Origin of the sequence: Limnohabitans sp. 2KL-3 (assembly GCF_001269405.1) — a bacterium.
Taxonomy (GTDB): Bacteria; Pseudomonadota; Gammaproteobacteria; order Burkholderiales; family Burkholderiaceae_C; genus Limnohabitans_A.
Window position 1 is genome coordinate 97,557 of record NZ_CXON01000015.1, and the last position, 16,014, is coordinate 113,570.

Annotated in this window: 17 protein-coding genes; 3 read left to right on the forward strand and 14 right to left on the reverse strand. The window is 55.1% G+C overall.

Annotated elements, in window-relative coordinates:
* Positions 1–4: 4 nt before the first annotated feature.
* Both AMM41_RS16360 and AMM41_RS16365 read right to left on the reverse strand, forming a co-directional pair.
* Complete coding sequence (locus AMM41_RS16360) at positions 5–1,042, reverse strand: TRAP transporter substrate-binding protein (protein WP_089961441.1); 1,038 nt, start codon at positions 1,040–1,042, stop codon at positions 5–7.
* Positions 1,043–1,058: 16 nt separating this feature from the next.
* Positions 1,059–2,240, reverse strand: a complete 1,182-nt coding sequence (locus tag AMM41_RS16365; RefSeq protein ID WP_228769321.1) for a M20 aminoacylase family protein — start codon at positions 2,238–2,240, stop codon at positions 1,059–1,061.
* 134 nt (positions 2,241–2,374) lie between these two features.
* On the opposite strand from AMM41_RS16365, the gene AMM41_RS16370 reads away from it, so the two are divergent.
* Complete coding sequence (locus tag AMM41_RS16370; RefSeq protein WP_089961523.1) at positions 2,375–3,265, forward strand: LysR family transcriptional regulator; 891 nt, start codon at positions 2,375–2,377, stop codon at positions 3,263–3,265.
* Between the two features lie 118 nt (positions 3,266–3,383).
* On the opposite strand, the gene pcaF is transcribed toward AMM41_RS16370, so the two are convergent.
* From pcaF to AMM41_RS16425, 11 genes are all read right to left on the reverse strand, one after another.
* Positions 3,384–4,589 (reverse strand): 3-oxoadipyl-CoA thiolase, encoded by a 1,206-nt coding sequence (pcaF, locus tag AMM41_RS16375; RefSeq protein ID WP_089961444.1) that lies wholly within the window; start codon positions 4,587–4,589, stop codon positions 3,384–3,386.
* 32 nt (positions 4,590–4,621) lie between these two features.
* The gene (locus AMM41_RS16380; protein ID WP_089961447.1) at positions 4,622–5,263 is read right to left on the reverse strand and encodes a 3-oxoacid CoA-transferase subunit B; all 642 of its coding nucleotides are present in this window, start codon (positions 5,261–5,263) and stop codon (positions 4,622–4,624) included.
* Between the two features lie 2 nt (positions 5,264–5,265).
* Complete coding sequence (locus tag AMM41_RS16385) at positions 5,266–5,967, reverse strand: 3-oxoacid CoA-transferase subunit A (RefSeq protein ID WP_089961450.1); 702 nt, start codon at positions 5,965–5,967, stop codon at positions 5,266–5,268.
* A 556-nt stretch (positions 5,968–6,523) separates the two neighbouring features.
* Positions 6,524–6,802, reverse strand: a complete 279-nt coding sequence (catC, locus tag AMM41_RS16390) for a muconolactone Delta-isomerase (RefSeq protein WP_089961453.1) — start codon at positions 6,800–6,802, stop codon at positions 6,524–6,526.
* Between the two features lie 31 nt (positions 6,803–6,833).
* A complete protein-coding gene (gene pcaD, locus AMM41_RS16395; RefSeq protein WP_228769322.1) occupies positions 6,834–7,679 on the reverse strand; it encodes a 3-oxoadipate enol-lactonase in 846 nt (281 codons plus the stop codon).
* Positions 7,680–7,685: 6 nt separating this feature from the next.
* Positions 7,686–8,462 (reverse strand): 1,6-dihydroxycyclohexa-2,4-diene-1-carboxylate dehydrogenase, encoded by a 777-nt coding sequence (locus tag AMM41_RS16400; RefSeq protein WP_089961455.1) that lies wholly within the window; start codon positions 8,460–8,462, stop codon positions 7,686–7,688.
* Entirely contained in the window at positions 8,459–9,505 is a 1,047-nt protein-coding gene (gene benC / locus AMM41_RS16405) for a benzoate 1,2-dioxygenase electron transfer component BenC (RefSeq protein WP_089961458.1), read from the reverse strand. The genes AMM41_RS16400 and benC overlap by 4 nt, the downstream gene beginning before the upstream one ends.
* A gap of 17 nt (positions 9,506–9,522) precedes the next feature.
* Positions 9,523–10,014 (reverse strand): benzoate 1,2-dioxygenase small subunit, encoded by a 492-nt coding sequence (benB, locus tag AMM41_RS16410; RefSeq protein WP_089961461.1) that lies wholly within the window; start codon positions 10,012–10,014, stop codon positions 9,523–9,525.
* Complete coding sequence (locus AMM41_RS16415; protein ID WP_089961464.1) at positions 10,011–11,375, reverse strand: SRPBCC family protein; 1,365 nt, start codon at positions 11,373–11,375, stop codon at positions 10,011–10,013. Before AMM41_RS16415 ends, benB begins: the two co-directional genes overlap by 4 nt.
* Before the next feature lie 34 nt (positions 11,376–11,409).
* On the reverse strand, positions 11,410–12,345 hold the full coding sequence (catA, locus tag AMM41_RS16420) for a catechol 1,2-dioxygenase (protein WP_089961466.1): 936 nt from the start codon (positions 12,343–12,345) through the stop codon (positions 11,410–11,412).
* A 42-nt stretch (positions 12,346–12,387) separates the two neighbouring features.
* Positions 12,388–13,593 (reverse strand): muconate/chloromuconate family cycloisomerase, encoded by a 1,206-nt coding sequence (locus AMM41_RS16425; RefSeq protein ID WP_089961469.1) that lies wholly within the window; start codon positions 13,591–13,593, stop codon positions 12,388–12,390.
* Positions 13,594–13,730: 137 nt separating this feature from the next.
* On the opposite strand from AMM41_RS16425, the gene AMM41_RS16430 reads away from it, so the two are divergent.
* Together AMM41_RS16430 and AMM41_RS16435 are read left to right on the forward strand one after the other, a co-directional pair.
* Positions 13,731–14,735 (forward strand): LysR family transcriptional regulator, encoded by a 1,005-nt coding sequence (locus AMM41_RS16430; RefSeq protein WP_089961472.1) that lies wholly within the window; start codon positions 13,731–13,733, stop codon positions 14,733–14,735.
* Between the two features lie 71 nt (positions 14,736–14,806).
* Positions 14,807–15,445 (forward strand): trimeric intracellular cation channel family protein, encoded by a 639-nt coding sequence (locus tag AMM41_RS16435; RefSeq protein WP_089961476.1) that lies wholly within the window; start codon positions 14,807–14,809, stop codon positions 15,443–15,445.
* Between the two features lie 358 nt (positions 15,446–15,803).
* On the opposite strand, the gene AMM41_RS16445 is transcribed toward AMM41_RS16435, so the two are convergent.
* Positions 15,804–16,014 (reverse strand): transposase domain-containing protein (locus AMM41_RS16445; RefSeq protein WP_194944829.1); only part of this gene is annotated, 211 nt, incomplete at its 5' end.

Here is a 16,014-nt window from a genome sequence, read left to right on the forward strand (position 1 = left end):
GGGCTTACTTGGCCAAGGCCTTGTATTGCTGTTCGTAGTAACCAACCAAGGCGTTGTGGTCTTTCACGCCAAAAGCGGCACCTTCCTTGTGCAGCTCGGCCAGCATGGCGGTGCGCACCTTGCGGATGTTGTCCAACAGCGCAGGGCTGGGCTGGGCAAACTTGTGGCCATTGGCGCGCAGTTTGGCTTCGGCTTCTTTGTTTTGCTTGTCAAACTGCTGGCCCCAGCGGCGCGAGAGCGCTTCACCAGAGAGCTTCTGAATGGCTTGCTGGTCGGCAGCCGACAGGCTCTTGAACTTGCCTTCGTTCATGGCGATGAAGAAGGAAGCATCGTAGAGGCCGCCAGGGATGATGGTGTGGTTTTTGAGTTTGCCATCCAGACGGAAATTGACCACCGACTCCATAGCGTGCAGCGATGCATCGATCACGCCACCTTCAAGCAGTTCATAGGCCTTGGTTCCAGGACCGGCCACCGGAATGGCACCCAGGTCTTCCAGCAGTCGCTTCTGGATTGGGCCGCCCATGCGCACTTTCTGGCCCTTGAGGTCGTCCGGTGTGTCAATCACTTTGCTGGGGTGGTGGAACTGGCCACCGCCGAACATACCGGTGCCTAGCAGTGTCACACCCTTGAAGACGTCGTTGCTGGCCAAGAACTGGCTGTAAGTGCGCCAAAGGGCAACCGAAGAGGCCTCGGCGTTGTTGCCCATCATGGGCAGCTCGGAGAACCAGACGCTCTTGAAGCGATCGGGTTCGTAGGTGAAGTTGCCCCAGGTGATATCGGCGATACCTTTGCGTGCCAGTTCCCAATGCTGGGCGGGCGCGCCCACCGGCTTGGGCAGCAGGTTGATCTTGACACGGCCTTCCGTGGCTTTTTCTACGTCGGCCATCCAGGGCTGCAGGATGTCCTTGACCACATAGTGGGCTGGAGGCACCCAGCTGGACATGGTCAAGGTGGTGGTTTGGGCCTGGGCGGTCTGGCTCAGGCCGGTGACCATCAGCGCAGTCCCGGCGATCAGGGAATGGATGCGAATGCGAGCATTCATGGGTTTGTCTCCTTTTTCAGTTGGGGGTGGGGTTGGGGGAAAGCATTTCCTGCACGAGTGCGATCCAGTAGTTCGCACCGACGCGGATGTTGTCGTCGTTGAAGTCGTAGGCGGGGTTGTGCACCATGCAGGCACCGGGCTCGCCGTCGCTGCCATTGCCGATGAACAGGTAACTGCCCGGCACGCGTTCGAGCATGAATGCGAAGTCTTCGCTGCCGGTCAGTTTGGGGCCCTGCGCAGTGATCTGTTCAGCAGGAAAGTGCTTTTGAGCCACCTGCAAGGCACGGCGGGTCTGGGCAGGGTCGTTGACCAGCACCGCGTAACCGGGTCGCCAGTCGATGTGGGCCTGCACGCCAAAGCTTTCGGCCTGCAGCTGGATGATGGTGTGAAGGCGTTTTTCCAGATCGCGGCGCACTTGCGGGTCGAGGGCGCGCACGCTCAGCTCAAGGCGGGCGCTGGCCGGGATCACGTTGTTGGCCTGGCCGGACTGAAACGCACCCACCGTGACCACCGCCGCTTCTTGAGGGTCCACATTTCGCGAGACGAGCGTTTGCAAGGCCATCACGATCGATGAGGCCGCCACGATGGGGTCGGCCGCCTTGTGAGGCAATGCACCGTGACCACCCACGCCGGTCAGTGTCACGGTCGCGTAGTCGGACGAGGCCATGGTGGGACCCTCGCGAAACACCAGCTGGCCCTGGGGGTGGCCTGGCATGTTGTGCATGGCAAAGATCGCGTCGCACGGGAAGCGCTCAAAGAGACCGTCTTCCATCATCTTCAGGGCACCACCGCCACCTTCTTCCGCGGGCTGGAAAATCAGGTTCAAGGTGCCGTCAAATACGCCGTCACTGGCCAAGACCTCGGCTGCGGCCAGCAGCATGGCGGTGTGACCATCGTGACCACAGGCATGCATCACACCGTGCTGGCAGCTGCTCCAAGCTACGCCAGTGGCTTCCACAATCGGCAAGGCGTCCATATCGGCACGCAAGCCAATGCGCCGTCCGGATGTGCCACGCACCAGTTGCCCGACCACGCCTGTGCCACCGATGCCGGTGCTCACGTTGTAGCCCAAAGACGAAAGCTTTTGCGCCACCAATGCGCTGGTGCGGTGCTCGTCAAAGGCCATTTCGGGGTGCTGATGGATGTCCCGCCGCAGGGCCACGTAGGTCTGGGTGGTGTTGTCGTCAATGTGGTTCAAAATCAGATCTCCTTTTTGCACTTTTGATGCGCCACATCAAAAGAAATATGCACTTTTCTGCATGTTATGTGACTCATCAGTTAAAGTCCAATGCATTGATAGTCAACAACCTATGACTTCGAATGGGGGTTTTCATGACGCTCGTGCAATTGAGGCACTTGGTCTGCCTGGCCGATTTGGGCAGTTATGTGCAAGCTTCCAAGGCGCTTTTCCTCACGCAACCGGCGCTCACGCGCAGCATTCAGAGTCTGGAAGAAGAAATGGGGGGTCGCTTGTTTGACCGACTCGGCCGTCGGATTGAGCTGACTGCTTTGGGGCGCGAGGTGTTGTATCGTGCACGTCAACTGGTCAGCGATGCCGAAGCGCTGAAACAAACTGGCAAAGTCATGCACGCGGGCTTGATCGGCGTGATGCGCATGGGCCTGAGCTCGGCACCGGGGGCCCTGTTTTCCACGCCGCTGATGCTGTACATGGCAGAGCACCACCCCCGCTTGAAGGTGGAGATTTCTCGGGGCCACACCGACGTGCTGCTCAAGCAACTGCAGGACCAGCAGCTCGACGGTGCGATTGTGGACATCCGCGCCATGCGACCGTCCTCGCAGCTGCAGGTGGCTCAGGCTTTTGAATTGGCCACCGGCTTTCTGGTGCGCAAAGACCATCCGCTCACGCGCCTGGATCGCGCCGCAACCCTGCGTGACCTGCAGCATTACCCCATCGCATCAACCCCCTTGAGCAACGAGGTGGCCCGCATCCTCATGAGTTGCTATGGCCCCGACGCCAACCCGGACAGCCTGGTGACTTTGCGTTGTGACGAGACCTTGAGCATCGTGGAACTGGCCCGGTGCAGTGATGCCATTGTGCTGACGGCCAAGGGTGTGGCGCCAGACCTGGTGGTCCTGGATGTGACCCCCAGCCTGAATGCCACCGCCCGTTTTGGCCTGGTCACGCTCAGTAAGCGCCAGGAGGCACCGGCCATGCGCATCCTGCGCGAGCAGCTGGCGGGGTGGGTGGCCAAGCTGGCTTGAGCGAGAAGTCGGCGATGGAGCGTCCTCGGATGACGACTTCAACGACCACACCGTGGCCATCGGTTCGGCTAACTGGTCGTAGTTGGTAGAAAGTTTTTTGTCTAGACTGAGTTTTCTGTCAGACGCGTTCCAAAATGACCGCTATGCCCTGACCGACGCCAATACACATGGTCGCCAGAGCATAACGCCCACCCGTTGCGTGCAGACGATTGACCGCAGTAGTGGCCAAGCGCGCACCAGATGCACCCAGTGGATGACCCAAGGCAATAGCGCCGCCCCAGGCATTTACTCGGGCATCACCATCTTCAAGGCCAAGTTGTCGCAATACAGCAAGGCCTTGCGCTGCAAAAGCTTCGTTGAGTTCGATCACATCAAGTTGCTCAAGACTCAGGCCCGTCAATGCCAGCACCTTTTGCGTAGCAGGGGCAGGGCCCATGCCCATGGTGCGCGGTGCCACGCCCGCAGTCGCCATGCCCACGATTCGGGCTTTGGGCGTCAGGCCGTTTTTGGCGGCAGTGGCCTCGTCGGCCAGCAACAGTGCGCAAGCGCCGTCGTTCACACCCGAGGCGTTGCCTGCGGTCACCGTGCCGTCCGGGCGCACCACGCCTTTGAGCTTGGCCAAGGCTTCGAGGCTGGTTTCGCGGGGGTGCTCGTCGGTGTCGACGATGATCGCATCGCCCTTTTTATGAGGGATGCTGACACCCACAATCTCGCGGGCCAGGTGACCGGCCTTGATGGCGGCCACAGCACGCAGTTGGCTGTTGTAGGCCATCAGGTCTTGCGCTTCGCGCTCGATCTTGTAATCGGTCGCCACGTTTTCGGCGGTCTCGGGCATGGAGTCCACGCCGTACTGGGCTTTCATCAGCTTGTTGATGAAGCGCCAGCCAATGGTGGTGTCGTACACCGCGTTGTGGCGGCTGAAGGCGGTTTCTGCTTTGGGCATCACAAACGGGGCGCGGCTCATGCTTTCCACACCACCGGCGATCATCAAACCGGCTTCACCGGCCTTGATGGCGCGGGCGGCGGTGCCGATGGCATCCAAACCTGAGCCGCACAAACGGTTGATGGTGGCACCGGGCACGTCGATGGGCAATCCGGCCAGCAAGCTGCTCATGTGGGCCACGTTGCGGTTGTCTTCACCGGCCTGGTTGGCGCAGCCATACAGCACGTCGGTCACTGCAGCCCAGTCCACGTTGGGGTTGCGGGCCATGAGGGCACGCAGAGGCACCGCACCCAGGTCGTCGGTGCGCACGCTGCTCAATGCACCGCCGTAACGGCCAAAGGGGGTTCGGATGGCGTCGCAAATAAAGGCTTGGTTGCTCATGTCGTGGTTCTTTAGAAATGTGAATAGGCAGATCAGACTGCGATAGGTAAACCGAGCATTTTTTCAAGCTCTGCGTGTTCAAGACCTTGCACTTTGTCGATCAGGCGCAGGCCTTCGGGTGTGCATTCGAGTGTGGCAAGTTCTGAATAGATTCGCTTGACACAAGCAATGCCGGTGAGTGGGTAGCTGCACTGGGAAACCACTTTGCTGTCACCTTTTTTAGTTAGCAAATCCATCATCACCCAGGTTTGCTTGGCGCCAATCGCCAAGTCCATGGCGCCGCCCACGGCTGGGATCGCGTCGGACTCGCCGGTGTGCCAATTTGCCAAATCACCAGTAGCGCTGACTTGAAAAGCGCCCAATACACAGATGTCGAGATGACCGCCGCGCATCATGCCGAAACTGTCGGCATGATGAAAATACGCGCCTCCCGGCAGCAACGTCACGGGCTGTTTGCCAGCGTTAATCAAGTCGTAATCTTCGTCATCCTCTGTCGGCGCGGGACCCATGCCCAAAATGCCATTTTCGCTGTGCAAAATGACTTCGATGCCAGGCGGCAAATGGTTGGCTACCAGTGTCGGCATACCGATGCCGAGGTTGACATAAGCACCGTCATGAATATCCTGGGCCACGCGTTGCGCGACTTCGACTTTAGTGCGTTTGATGTAGTTCATGTTCAGGTTCCCTTTTTAAAGCCGCCAGCGGCCGTTGCAACGCGGTCAATGCGGACAATCTTGCTGACATAAATACCGGGAGTAATGATGCTCTCAGGATCCAAAGTGCCTAAGTCAGCAATCTCATGCACCGTAGCCACCGTCATGCGAGCGGCAGTGGCCATGACAGGACCAAAGTTGCGCGCCGCCTTGCGATAAGTCAGGTTGCCCCAACGGTCGCCGCACTCTGCTTTGATCAGCGCAACATCGCCGTTTATCGGCATTTCGAGTACATATCGCTTGCCGTTTATTTCGCGTGTTTCTCTGCCCTTAGCCAGCTCAGTACCAAAGCCTGTAGGCGAGAAGAATGCGCCAATACCGGCTCCCGCTGCACGGATACGTTCGGCAAGATTTCCCTGCGGCACGAGTTCGAGTTCAAGTTTTCCGCTGCGGTATAGGTCATCGAACACCCAACTGTCGGCCTGTCGCGGAAAGCTACAAATGATTTTGCGCACGCGGCCAGCTTTGAGCAGCGCAGCCAAACCCGTCTCAGCATTGCCTGCGTTGTTGTTGACCACGACCAGACCTTTAGAGCCCTGCGCAATCAGTCCATCGATTAGCTCATTGGGAATACCCGCCGTACCAAATCCTCCAATCAGCACCGTGTCACCGTCTTTGACGCTCGACAGCGCGGCCTCTATAGACTCGGAAATTTTATTGATCATTCGCTAAACTCCAGTTGGATCGATTTCATTTTTCTAAAAACTCTGCCTGATTCGTCAAGCATGCTGAGTCCAGAAGTGGCTTTGATGACAGTACCGTCTCGCAAGCAACTGCTCGGTGCGTGGCCCCAGCCTGACAGCAATGTCTTCGTTGCTATTCGGTGATCAGGTTCACAACCTCAGGTCCTTACTGCCTAAGCCGCACTTAACTCCATAGCTCCAGCCTCTCCGGTGCCTGGGCACCAATTTGGCGTAACGGAATTCCAAAAAACCAAACTTAAAGTGAAGATGAAAGCCGAGCCGTCATTGCTCGAATTCAAATGTGGCAACTGAATCGATTGGCACTGCTTTGGAGTGGACGCGAATCACTCATCCATACTTTCACTCATGCTTTTTTTGGTCACTCTCACTGCGGTTGCAGGTCCATCGACTTGGCAACAGCACGGAATTGCCAGGTGTTGCCCGAGTAGTTATTGGTCACTAAAAGCAAAGCCTTAGGCCGCACCAGCAGCAAGCCGTTAGAAGCAATAAGTTACCCATCCATGGCCTAAAACTGAACTCATACGATGGAAGATGGGTGCTTGGCGAGAGGGGTGACTGTGATTTTCATGAAGGGGAAAAGCGGTAGATTCGATAAAGTGGTGTGCAACTCATCGTTGCTGGCCACATCAAATACGCTGTAGTTGGCATATTCACCCACAACGCGCCACAGGTGTGGCCACTTGCCGGCTTGTTGCAACCCCTGTGAATAAGCCTTTTCATCGGCCTTGATTCGAGCAGCCTCTTCAGGAGCAAGGGTTGCAGGAATGTTGACAATCATGTGGACTAAATAGAGCATGGGATTTACTTTTCAAACTTTGCTTTTGGGTTCATTTTTTGGTGCCGAAAGAATCGGAAATGAAGTCCAGAATCGTGCGGTTAAAAACTTGGGGCGCTTCCAAATTTGAAAGATGCGAGGTCTTCAATACCATGGTGCGGGCGCCGGTTATAGAGACTTGCATGGCATCAGCATCAGCCTCGGTGGTCACAGGATCATGGGCACCAGCAACCAGTAAGGTTCGGACTTTGATATGTTTCAAGTCGGCCCGCAGGTCTGAAAGTGCCAAGGCCTCGCAGCAAGACGCATAGCCTTCTGGGCTGATCCCCTCCAGAACGGCCTGCACAGCTTGCACTGTGGCCTGCTGCGCGCTAACGAACGAGGGGGTAAACCATCGGCTCGGCGCTGAATCTGCAAGCGCCTTCATACCCAAACTGCCGCCTTGCCGAACCGCCGCTGCTCGTTCTTGCCATGCCTGAAAGGTTCCAATGCAGGCAGCACTGTTGCAAACGGCTAGAGATTCCAAACGGTCGCTTGCGTTGACACCAAGCCAGAGACCTGTGTGGCCTCCTAAGGAAATACCGCAAAAAGCTGTTTTAGCTATCTGCAGCGCATCCAAAATGGCGAGAACATCGGTCCCCAAGCCTTCGATGGTGTAAGGGCCATTGGTCACCAAGCTGCCGCCATGACCACGCGTGTCATATCGGATGACTCGGTAGTTTTTCGAAAAAGCCTCCACCTGGGGTGACCACATTTCCATGGTTGTGCCAAGCGAGTTGCTAAGCACCAGTGGCGGTGCATCCAAGTCACCATCGATAGCCACTCGAAACAGGCCACGAGCGGTATTTAAAGACATAACTGTTTGGCTGTTTGACATGGTCAGGTCAGAAATTTCCATGACCTATCAACCTTGATCGCCACCACCAACGGGCAACACCGTCCCAGTGATGTAAGACGATCTATCGGAGGCCAAGAAAAGAATGGCCTCAGCCTGCTCATCCAAAGTGCCGTAGCGCTTCATCAACGTACTAGAAACAGTTTGGTCAACGATTTCTTGGTACCAAGCCTTTTCTTTACGGCTTGAACGTGCGGTGTTTCGGGGTATGCGGCGCGGTGGCGCTTCAGTACCGCCTGGGGCTACGGCATTGACTCGGATACCACGCTCTCCGTTTTCGAATGCTAGGCAGGCCGTCAAAGCATTAACACCGCCCTTGGCTGCGCCGTAAGGAACTCGGTTGACGCTGCGTGTTGCGATGGACGACACATTAACGATCGCGCCCTTTTTCTTTTTCAACATGTAGGGCAGTACAGCGCGGCAGCACCAAAGAGTCGGAAACAATGAGCGGCGTACTTCTGCCTCTATTTCTGTGGGGTCGTAGTGTTCAAAGGGCTTTGTCCAAATGGTACCGCCCACGTTGTTGACCAAAATATCAATGCGATTGAAGGTCTGAAATGTTTTGGAAGCGGCTTGCTCTGCGCCCGCAAAAGTCTCGAGATCCGCCTCGATAGAGATCACGTCGTTGGTCGCCGACAAGCGATGTTTCAGGTCATGAACGAGCGGCGAACGGTCAACAAGCGCCAGTCGAGCACCTTGCGCTGCGGCGAGCTCAGCAACTCGCTCACCGATACCCTGTGCAGCGCCAGTGATCAACATGACCTGGCCTTTGAATTGATCGCTCATATCGCTTTCTCCGAGGAAGCGCCTGTCACCACAGTCGTAGCGGCAGATGCAAATTTTTCGTAATAAAACTGCGCGGGTTTGATGCCTGCGTGTGTAAAGTGCTTTTGCACGGCATCCACCATGGGTGGTGGACCACAGAGGTAAACATCCACATTGCCGTCGTGCAGTACCTCTTGAGGCATGTGTTGCGTCACATAACCTTGTCGCTCATGCACTGTCTGCGGGTCAGCGACACAGGTGGTGAAGGTAAAGCCAGAAATACGTGCTGCGTAGTCTTCGAGACGGTCCACCAAGACCAAGTCTTGGTCACGGGTCACGCCGTAAATCAGATGAATTGGCTGAGTGAGCTCTTGCTGTCCAAGCACCTCAAGCATGGAAAGAAATGGTGCTAACCCAGTACCGCCAGCCAGCATCAACAAAGGCCGGGTTACAGGGCGAAGGTAGAAGCTACCCAATGGCCCTGTTACCTGAACTATTTGCGTTGGTTGAGCCGTACTTAGCCAAGTGCTCATCAACCCGCCAGGAACTTGCTTGATCAAAAAGCGCATGCATGAACTGTCTGGCGCCGAGCTGAACGAATATGAACGATGCTGATCGCTACCAGGAATCCCAATGTTCACGTACTGACCTGGTAAAAAACCTGGCGCATTCAGCGCACTGTCCAGCACCAACTCATAGGCAGCGTCACCGAATTGCAGCACATTGTTGACCGTAGCAGAGAACTGCGAAGTCCCGGTTTTGCATGCCGTAGAGGGCACTGGAACCGAAATCACGCAGTCTGAGCTAGGCACCATCTGGCAAGTCAATACCAAGCCACTGCTGGCTTCATCCTGCGTGAGGGCATCTTCAATGTAGTCATCTCCCATGTCATAGCTGCCGCTTTCGGCCCGGCACTTGCAAGTGCCGCACACCCCGTCGGAGCAATCCATAGGCAGGTTGATGCGCTGTCGGAAAGCGCTGTCAAGCACTTTTTCATTGGCACCGCAATCAATAAAACGGGTGACCCCGTCCTCGAAGTTCAGTGCAATTCGGTAGCTGGTCATCTCTGTCTTCCTCGACTTCAAATGTGGTAGATGTCAATGACCTGGCGGATGTAGTCATCTTTCAAGACGATTTTTTTGCGCGTGATGCGATAGCCGCCATCGGCATGCGCCCGCATTGTTAAAAAGCATGTGCCAAAGAAATGGTTGGTCTCCTTGTAGCGGTGGCTCAATGTGTGGAAGTTGTAGCGAACTTCCACCTGATTGCCCTGCTCAGCTAGCACTTCAATATTGCTCACCATGTGGTTGGTACGCGGCTCCGGCATCGAGGCGCTAGAGCGCTCGGTTTTGATACGGAAAACGCGATCTTCCAGACCATTGCGGTTGGGGTAATAGATCAGCGAAATCTGGGTTTGTGGGTCGTCCGTAAGCTGATCGTTGTCGTCCCACGATGGCATCCAGTACTCGGCCTCGGGGGCATAGAGTTCCAGCCACTCTTCCCAGTTTCGATCATCGAGAAAGCGTGCCTCGCGGTAAATAAATGCGCAGATGGCTTCGTATTGGGCGTTCATGGTTTGTCTCCTTCACGCTCGGCCTGAACGGCCTTGATCAGGGTTTTTGCCCAATAATCATGCTGGCAAACAAATAGGCCTTCGTCATCGCTACGGCCACCGCTGATAAGCGGATTCATACCCATGGCCTTAGCATTTTCGTCAGGCCCTTGAAGCCAAAGTGGTGCGCCCCGGCTGAGGTCATTCCAAGGTGCAGCCTTGCCGGCATAACCTTCCTGGCATGAACGGAACTCCTCCAAATCGTCGGCCGTTCCCATGCCGGACACATTGAAAAAGTCTTCGTATTGACGGATACGCAAAGCGCGGTCTTCGGCGCTTTCACCCTTGGGGGCAAAGCAATAGATAGTGACCTCAGTCTTGTCCACGCTGATGGGACGGGTTACCCGAATTTGTGTAGAAAACTGGTCCATCAAATACACGTTGGGATACAGACACAAGTTGCGTGTCTGGCCCACGATGAGGTCAGCTGTGGCGTCACCCAAGCGGGACTTGATTTCTTCGCGCTGTTTGAAAACCGGACGAACCTCGGGGTTCATGGTTTGGGTCCACAAAAGAATGTGGCCATTTTCATAACCGTAAACACCACCAAGGCTTTTGCTCCAGCCATTCGCATCAACGGCTTTGGTTCCGCCATCTTTGCGACGCCCCATCGTGGCCGCATAGTTCCAGTGAACTGAGCTGACGTGGTAACCGTCGCTGCCGTTTTCCATCTGCAGCTTCCAATTGCCGTCGTAGGTGTAGCTGGAATTGCCACGAAGCACCTCAAGGCCGTTAGGCGCTTGGTCAACAATTTGGTCGATGATGACCTTGGTTTCACCCAAGTAGTCCTGCAGCGGCTGGATATCGGCATTTAGACTGCCAAACAGGAACCCTTTATAGCTTTCAAAACGAGCTACTTTCTTTAGGTCGTGCGAGCCTTCTTTGTTGAACTGCACCGGGTATTCGGTAGCCTTCTCGTCCTTGACTTTCAGAAGCTTGCCAGTGTTGCCAAAGGTCCAGCCATGAAATGGGCAGGTAAAGCTGCCTTTGTTGCCATGTTTTTTACGACAGAGCATGGCACCACGATGCGCACAAGCGTTGATGACAGCGTTTAGCACGCCCTCTTTGCTGCGCGTGATCACAATGGGCTGACGACCAATGGTGGTTGTGAAGTAATCATTGATTTCTGGAATTTGGCTTTCGTGTGCCAAATAGACCCAGTTACCCTCAAAGATGTACTTCATCTCCAGCTCAAACAACGCAGGGTCGGTAAAGATGTCGCGTCGGCAGCGAAACACGCCGTTGGCTTGATCGTCCTGTAAGGCCGAGTCGAGCAACTTTTCGACGTGGTCGTAATTGGAAGCATTGGTGCTTGTGGTCATTGCCATGTCCTTTTGTAATGAAGGCACTGTCTCTTCAAGCGGCCAGACGGGGGCGGTCTACCAATTGGTTGTCCACACCGTTAACGAGGGCGCTGAGGGTGATGTCGAAAGAAATTTCGGCAAATGGTCCATTCAAACCATGTTCCTTGATGCTGGCTTCGTCGGTACGCTCAACCAGAGGGGGCACCAAACCATCGCGAGTGGCGTAGGCAAAGTCGTCGTTGACCAACGGATCACCATCAATGTTGATTTGCGTCGTCAGCTTGCGGTGGCCAGGGGCGGTCACAAACAAGTGGATGTGCGCAGGGCGGTTACCGTGGCGACCCAATTGATTCAGCAGGGCTTGGGTTGGGCCGTCAGGCGGGCATCCGTAGCCAACGGGCACGATGCTCTGGAACTTGTAGCCACCTTGGGCATTCGTCATGATGGTGCGGCGCATGTTGAAGGCTTGCTGCTCGCCCGTGGGGTCGAAATGCGAATAAAAACCCTTGGTGTTGGCGTGCCAGACCTCGACCTTAGCGTTGGGCAAGGGCTTGCCGTCGGCACCGCGCACAGTACCGTGCATGATGAGTGTGTGGCCAGCTGTATCTTTGCCGTCATCCAAGCGCGCGAAACCATTGGCTTCGGGGGCACCTGCTACATAAAGAGGACCTTCAATGGTGCGAGGGGTAGGATTGGCAATGCCCAACGCTTCGTCCTCTGCATCCATCCGCATGTCCAAAAAGCGGTCCAAACCCAAACCCGGCGACAACAAGCCAGCCTCGCTACGCGCACCCAGTTGATTGACGTAAGCTACGCCTGCCCAATATTCGTCGGACGTGATGTTCAAGTCATCAATCGCTTTAAACAGGTCAGACAACAGACGATGAACAATCGCCTTGGTACGGTCATTGCCAGCCGTCTGTGTCAAGCCGCTGGCTAAGCTCAAAAATTCCTGGACTTCTTTTGTGTTGAAGATAGATACGCTCATGATGTTCTCCTAGATCAAGTTGATGAAACGGGGTTGATTAACTTAAATGGCAGTTGCTTCTGCCTGACTAACACTGACACTGATGCGGTTGCGGTCACGCCGGAAAAACTGAACACGGTCTTCATCCAGCGAGATACCCAGACCCGGGCCGGTTGGCAGCTCGAGATGAAAGTCTTGGTACACCAGCGGATGGGTCAAGATTTCTTCCGTCAAGAGCAAGGGGCCGAACAACTCTGTGCCCCAGCGCAATTCACGGAATGTTGAAAAAACGTGAGCCGAAGCTATGGAGCCCACAGCTCCTTCCAGCATGGTCCCGCCATACAGTGCGATTTGGGCTGCGTCGGCAATGGCTGCTACCTGCTGGGCCGCCTGTAGTCCGCCTGACTGCTCGGTCTTGATGGCAAATACATCGGCAGCGCCAGACTTGGCTAACTGAAATGCAGAGACTGGCCCCATCAAAGACTCATCCGCCATGATGGCGATGGGATAACGGCCCCTGATGCGTGCCATAGCATCGGGGTGTGCAACGGGTTGCTCAGCCAGCTCACAGCCGGCGTCAGCCAGCGCAGGCAGACCGTAGCGGGCCTCTAATTCAGACCAAGCCATGTTGACGTCTACCCGCACAGACGCTGTATTCCCCAGCGCTTTCTTGATTTCAGCAACGTGAGCTACATCTTCACGCACTGGCTTGCGGCCAATTTTGAGTTTGAAAATCTTGTGACGCCCAATAGCCAACATGTGCTGCGCTTCAGCAATGTCGCGAGCGGTATCGCCGGAAGCCAGAGTCCAAGCTACGGGCAATCGGTCGTGTATACGGCCACCCAACAACTCTGAAACTGGCAGGCCGACACGCTGACCTAAGGCATCAAACAAAGCAGTTTCAACAGCACATTTGGCAAATCGGTTTTCACGGATGGCATTGTTGAGCAGAGCCATCAAGGCGGAAACGCGGTTGGCAGAGGCCCCCAGCATCAAAGGCGCAAAGTAAGTATCGACCGCCAGCTTCATGCCCTCTGGAGACTCAGCGCCGTAGGCAAGGCCACCGATGGTGGTGCCTTCGCCGACGCCAACGGTGCCATCAGAGCAATGCACGCGAACCAACATCAGGGTCTGGCCATTCATCACGGCCATAGACAGTTTGTGGGGGCGAATGGTGGGCAGGTCCACCAACAAGGTTTCGACTTTGACAATGGTCACAGCATCAGCGGGTGTGCAGACCTGAGGTGATAAAAGCGATGTGTTTTGCATGCGTCGTATTGAAGTACAGACACAGTTTTTGATCCAACACCGAATTCATCTACTTCAATACCTTTTAAGCATAGTTGTCCATTTATCTGATATAAATCAACAACTTATCAACGTACAAACCCGAAAAAATAATTTTTATGGACCTTCGTCAGTTGCGCTATTTCGTAGCGGTTGCCACTACGCGAAACTTCACTCGAGCTGCAGAGCAAATGCATATCGCCCAACCGCCTTTGAGCCGCCAGATTCAACAGCTCGAAGATGAATTAGGTGTTCAGCTGATTCAACGCAACAGCCGGCCACTGAGGCTTACCGATCCAGGACGACTGTTTTACGAACAGTCATTGCAAGTGCTTCAAAAAGTTGACCAAATGAAGACAAGCGTGCGGCAAACCGAAGGTGGGCAAAGAAAATCCATTTCAATTGCCTATGTACCGTCCACCCTTTATGGCGGGTTGCCGATGTTGGTGAGGACTTTCCGGCAGCGTTACCCCGACACGGATGTACATCTGGTCGACATGGGGTCTGTACAGCAAATGACCGAGCTCAAATCCGGCCGGATCGATATTGGATTTGGCCGGGTGCGAACGCGCGACGCTACAGTAGCGCGCACTGTTTTACGTGAAGAGCGTCTGTTACTGGCGCTACCACCGAGCTCGCCACTTGCAGCCAATAAAGGCCGTATTTCGCTCAAAGAAATTGCAGAGGAACGGCTGATCGTCTTTCCCAAAGAGCCACGCCCCAGTTACGCAGACCACGTACTGAGCCTGCTGAACGACCAAAATATACGACTCGCTGAGGTCCATGAAGTGCGTGAACTTCAAGCGGCTTTGGGATTGGTGGCGTGTGAGATGGGGGTGTGCATCATTCCAGCAGCGGCACGCTTGCGATCTGATCTGGTGTATCGCTTGATTGATGATGAGCGAGCGACTTCACCGGTGATTCTCAGCCACCGTTTAAACGATGACTCTTGGTACATAGGTGCCATCAAGGAGCTGATCGGAGAGATGTATTCACTGAACCCCGCTTGGCTGGACTTTGAGACTAACAACATTCCGAAATCAAGGTCTCAGAAGACGGCAGCTCTACCTAAAAGTACCTCGAGTTCAAAGACTGCGACTCTGGCACGCGCAAAAAAAATCTAATGGACAATAACTTCTTGATGTTGGTCACAACTATGGCTATGGAAACTGTATAAAGGCAACATAATCCAGACATGTATGCACTTCAATCATGGGGAGACACCCTACGCCTGCTGGTCGAGCTGTCAGCCACCGCTGCTTTTGCTTTATCTGGGCTTATGGAGGCAGCGCGCAAAAAGCTTGATGCGGTAGGCGTGTGTGTGGTCGCGTTTTTGGCAGCGTTTGGTGGAGGCACTTTGCGTGACTTGCTACTTGATCAGCGGCCGTTTTTTTGGGTGCGTCACACCGAAATTCTTTGGGGTGTTCTGGCCCTATGTGTTTTGGCCATGCTATTCATGCGTCAGCGGCATTTTGAGGTCACTGAAAAAACAATACTCTGGCCCGACGCACTAGGCCTAGGACTGTTTACTGCCACCGGCGTACATCAGGCTTTGCAGTCAAACATGCCACCAGTGGTCGCAGTGCTAATGGGTCTGATCACGGGCGTGTTTGGCGGTGTACTGCGGGACATGGTGTGCAACGAAATTCCCAAAGCCTTCAAAGACCATCGTCCTTATGCGGTGTGTTCTTTTGCCGGTGGTTGGACTTATGTGGCTCTTTGGTCCGCAGACTCCCCAGGCTGGATAGCCTTGCTGGGATGTCTGGTTGTCACCGTCGGCCTTCGCGCACTGGCTCTTTGGCACAACTGGCAACTACCAGCATGGCGTGCGTGAATGGTCTTATAAAAATTCAGGTTTTACGCGGACTAGGGTTTCCCGAATTCAAGGTCTAACGCCTGCCCAAACACATACGACTCCATCGTCAAAACACCGTGGCGAATGCCACCGTTGAGTACCGTCACGGGTGTGTGCTTCAGCGCAGCCCCAGCCGCCACAAGCAAAGGCAGAAAATGCTCCGTGGTCGGGTGGGCGCGGGCAGCATGCGGCGCCAAATCCAACGCCTGGCGCAAACGGGCTAGTGTAGTGTTTCACTCTTGATAATACATAAATTATCTCCATCTATAGCGTATTGTTTTAGCCAAGATGGATGACCAAGGTAAGCGTACGGCGAACCCCTGCCCACCCACAAGTTTCAGCCGATTCTTTGCCCAGTCAGCTGCCAGCGGTGTGGCAGCAACTCTTGAATCCGCCTATTGGGCCAGGTTGGCAGCTTCTCCATCACGTCCTTCAAGTACGCGTACGGGTCGTGACCGTTGAGTTTGGCCGACTGGATCAGACTCATCACCGCTGCCGCCCTTTGGCCCGCTCTGAGTGAGCCCGCAAACAGCCAGTTCTTGCGACCC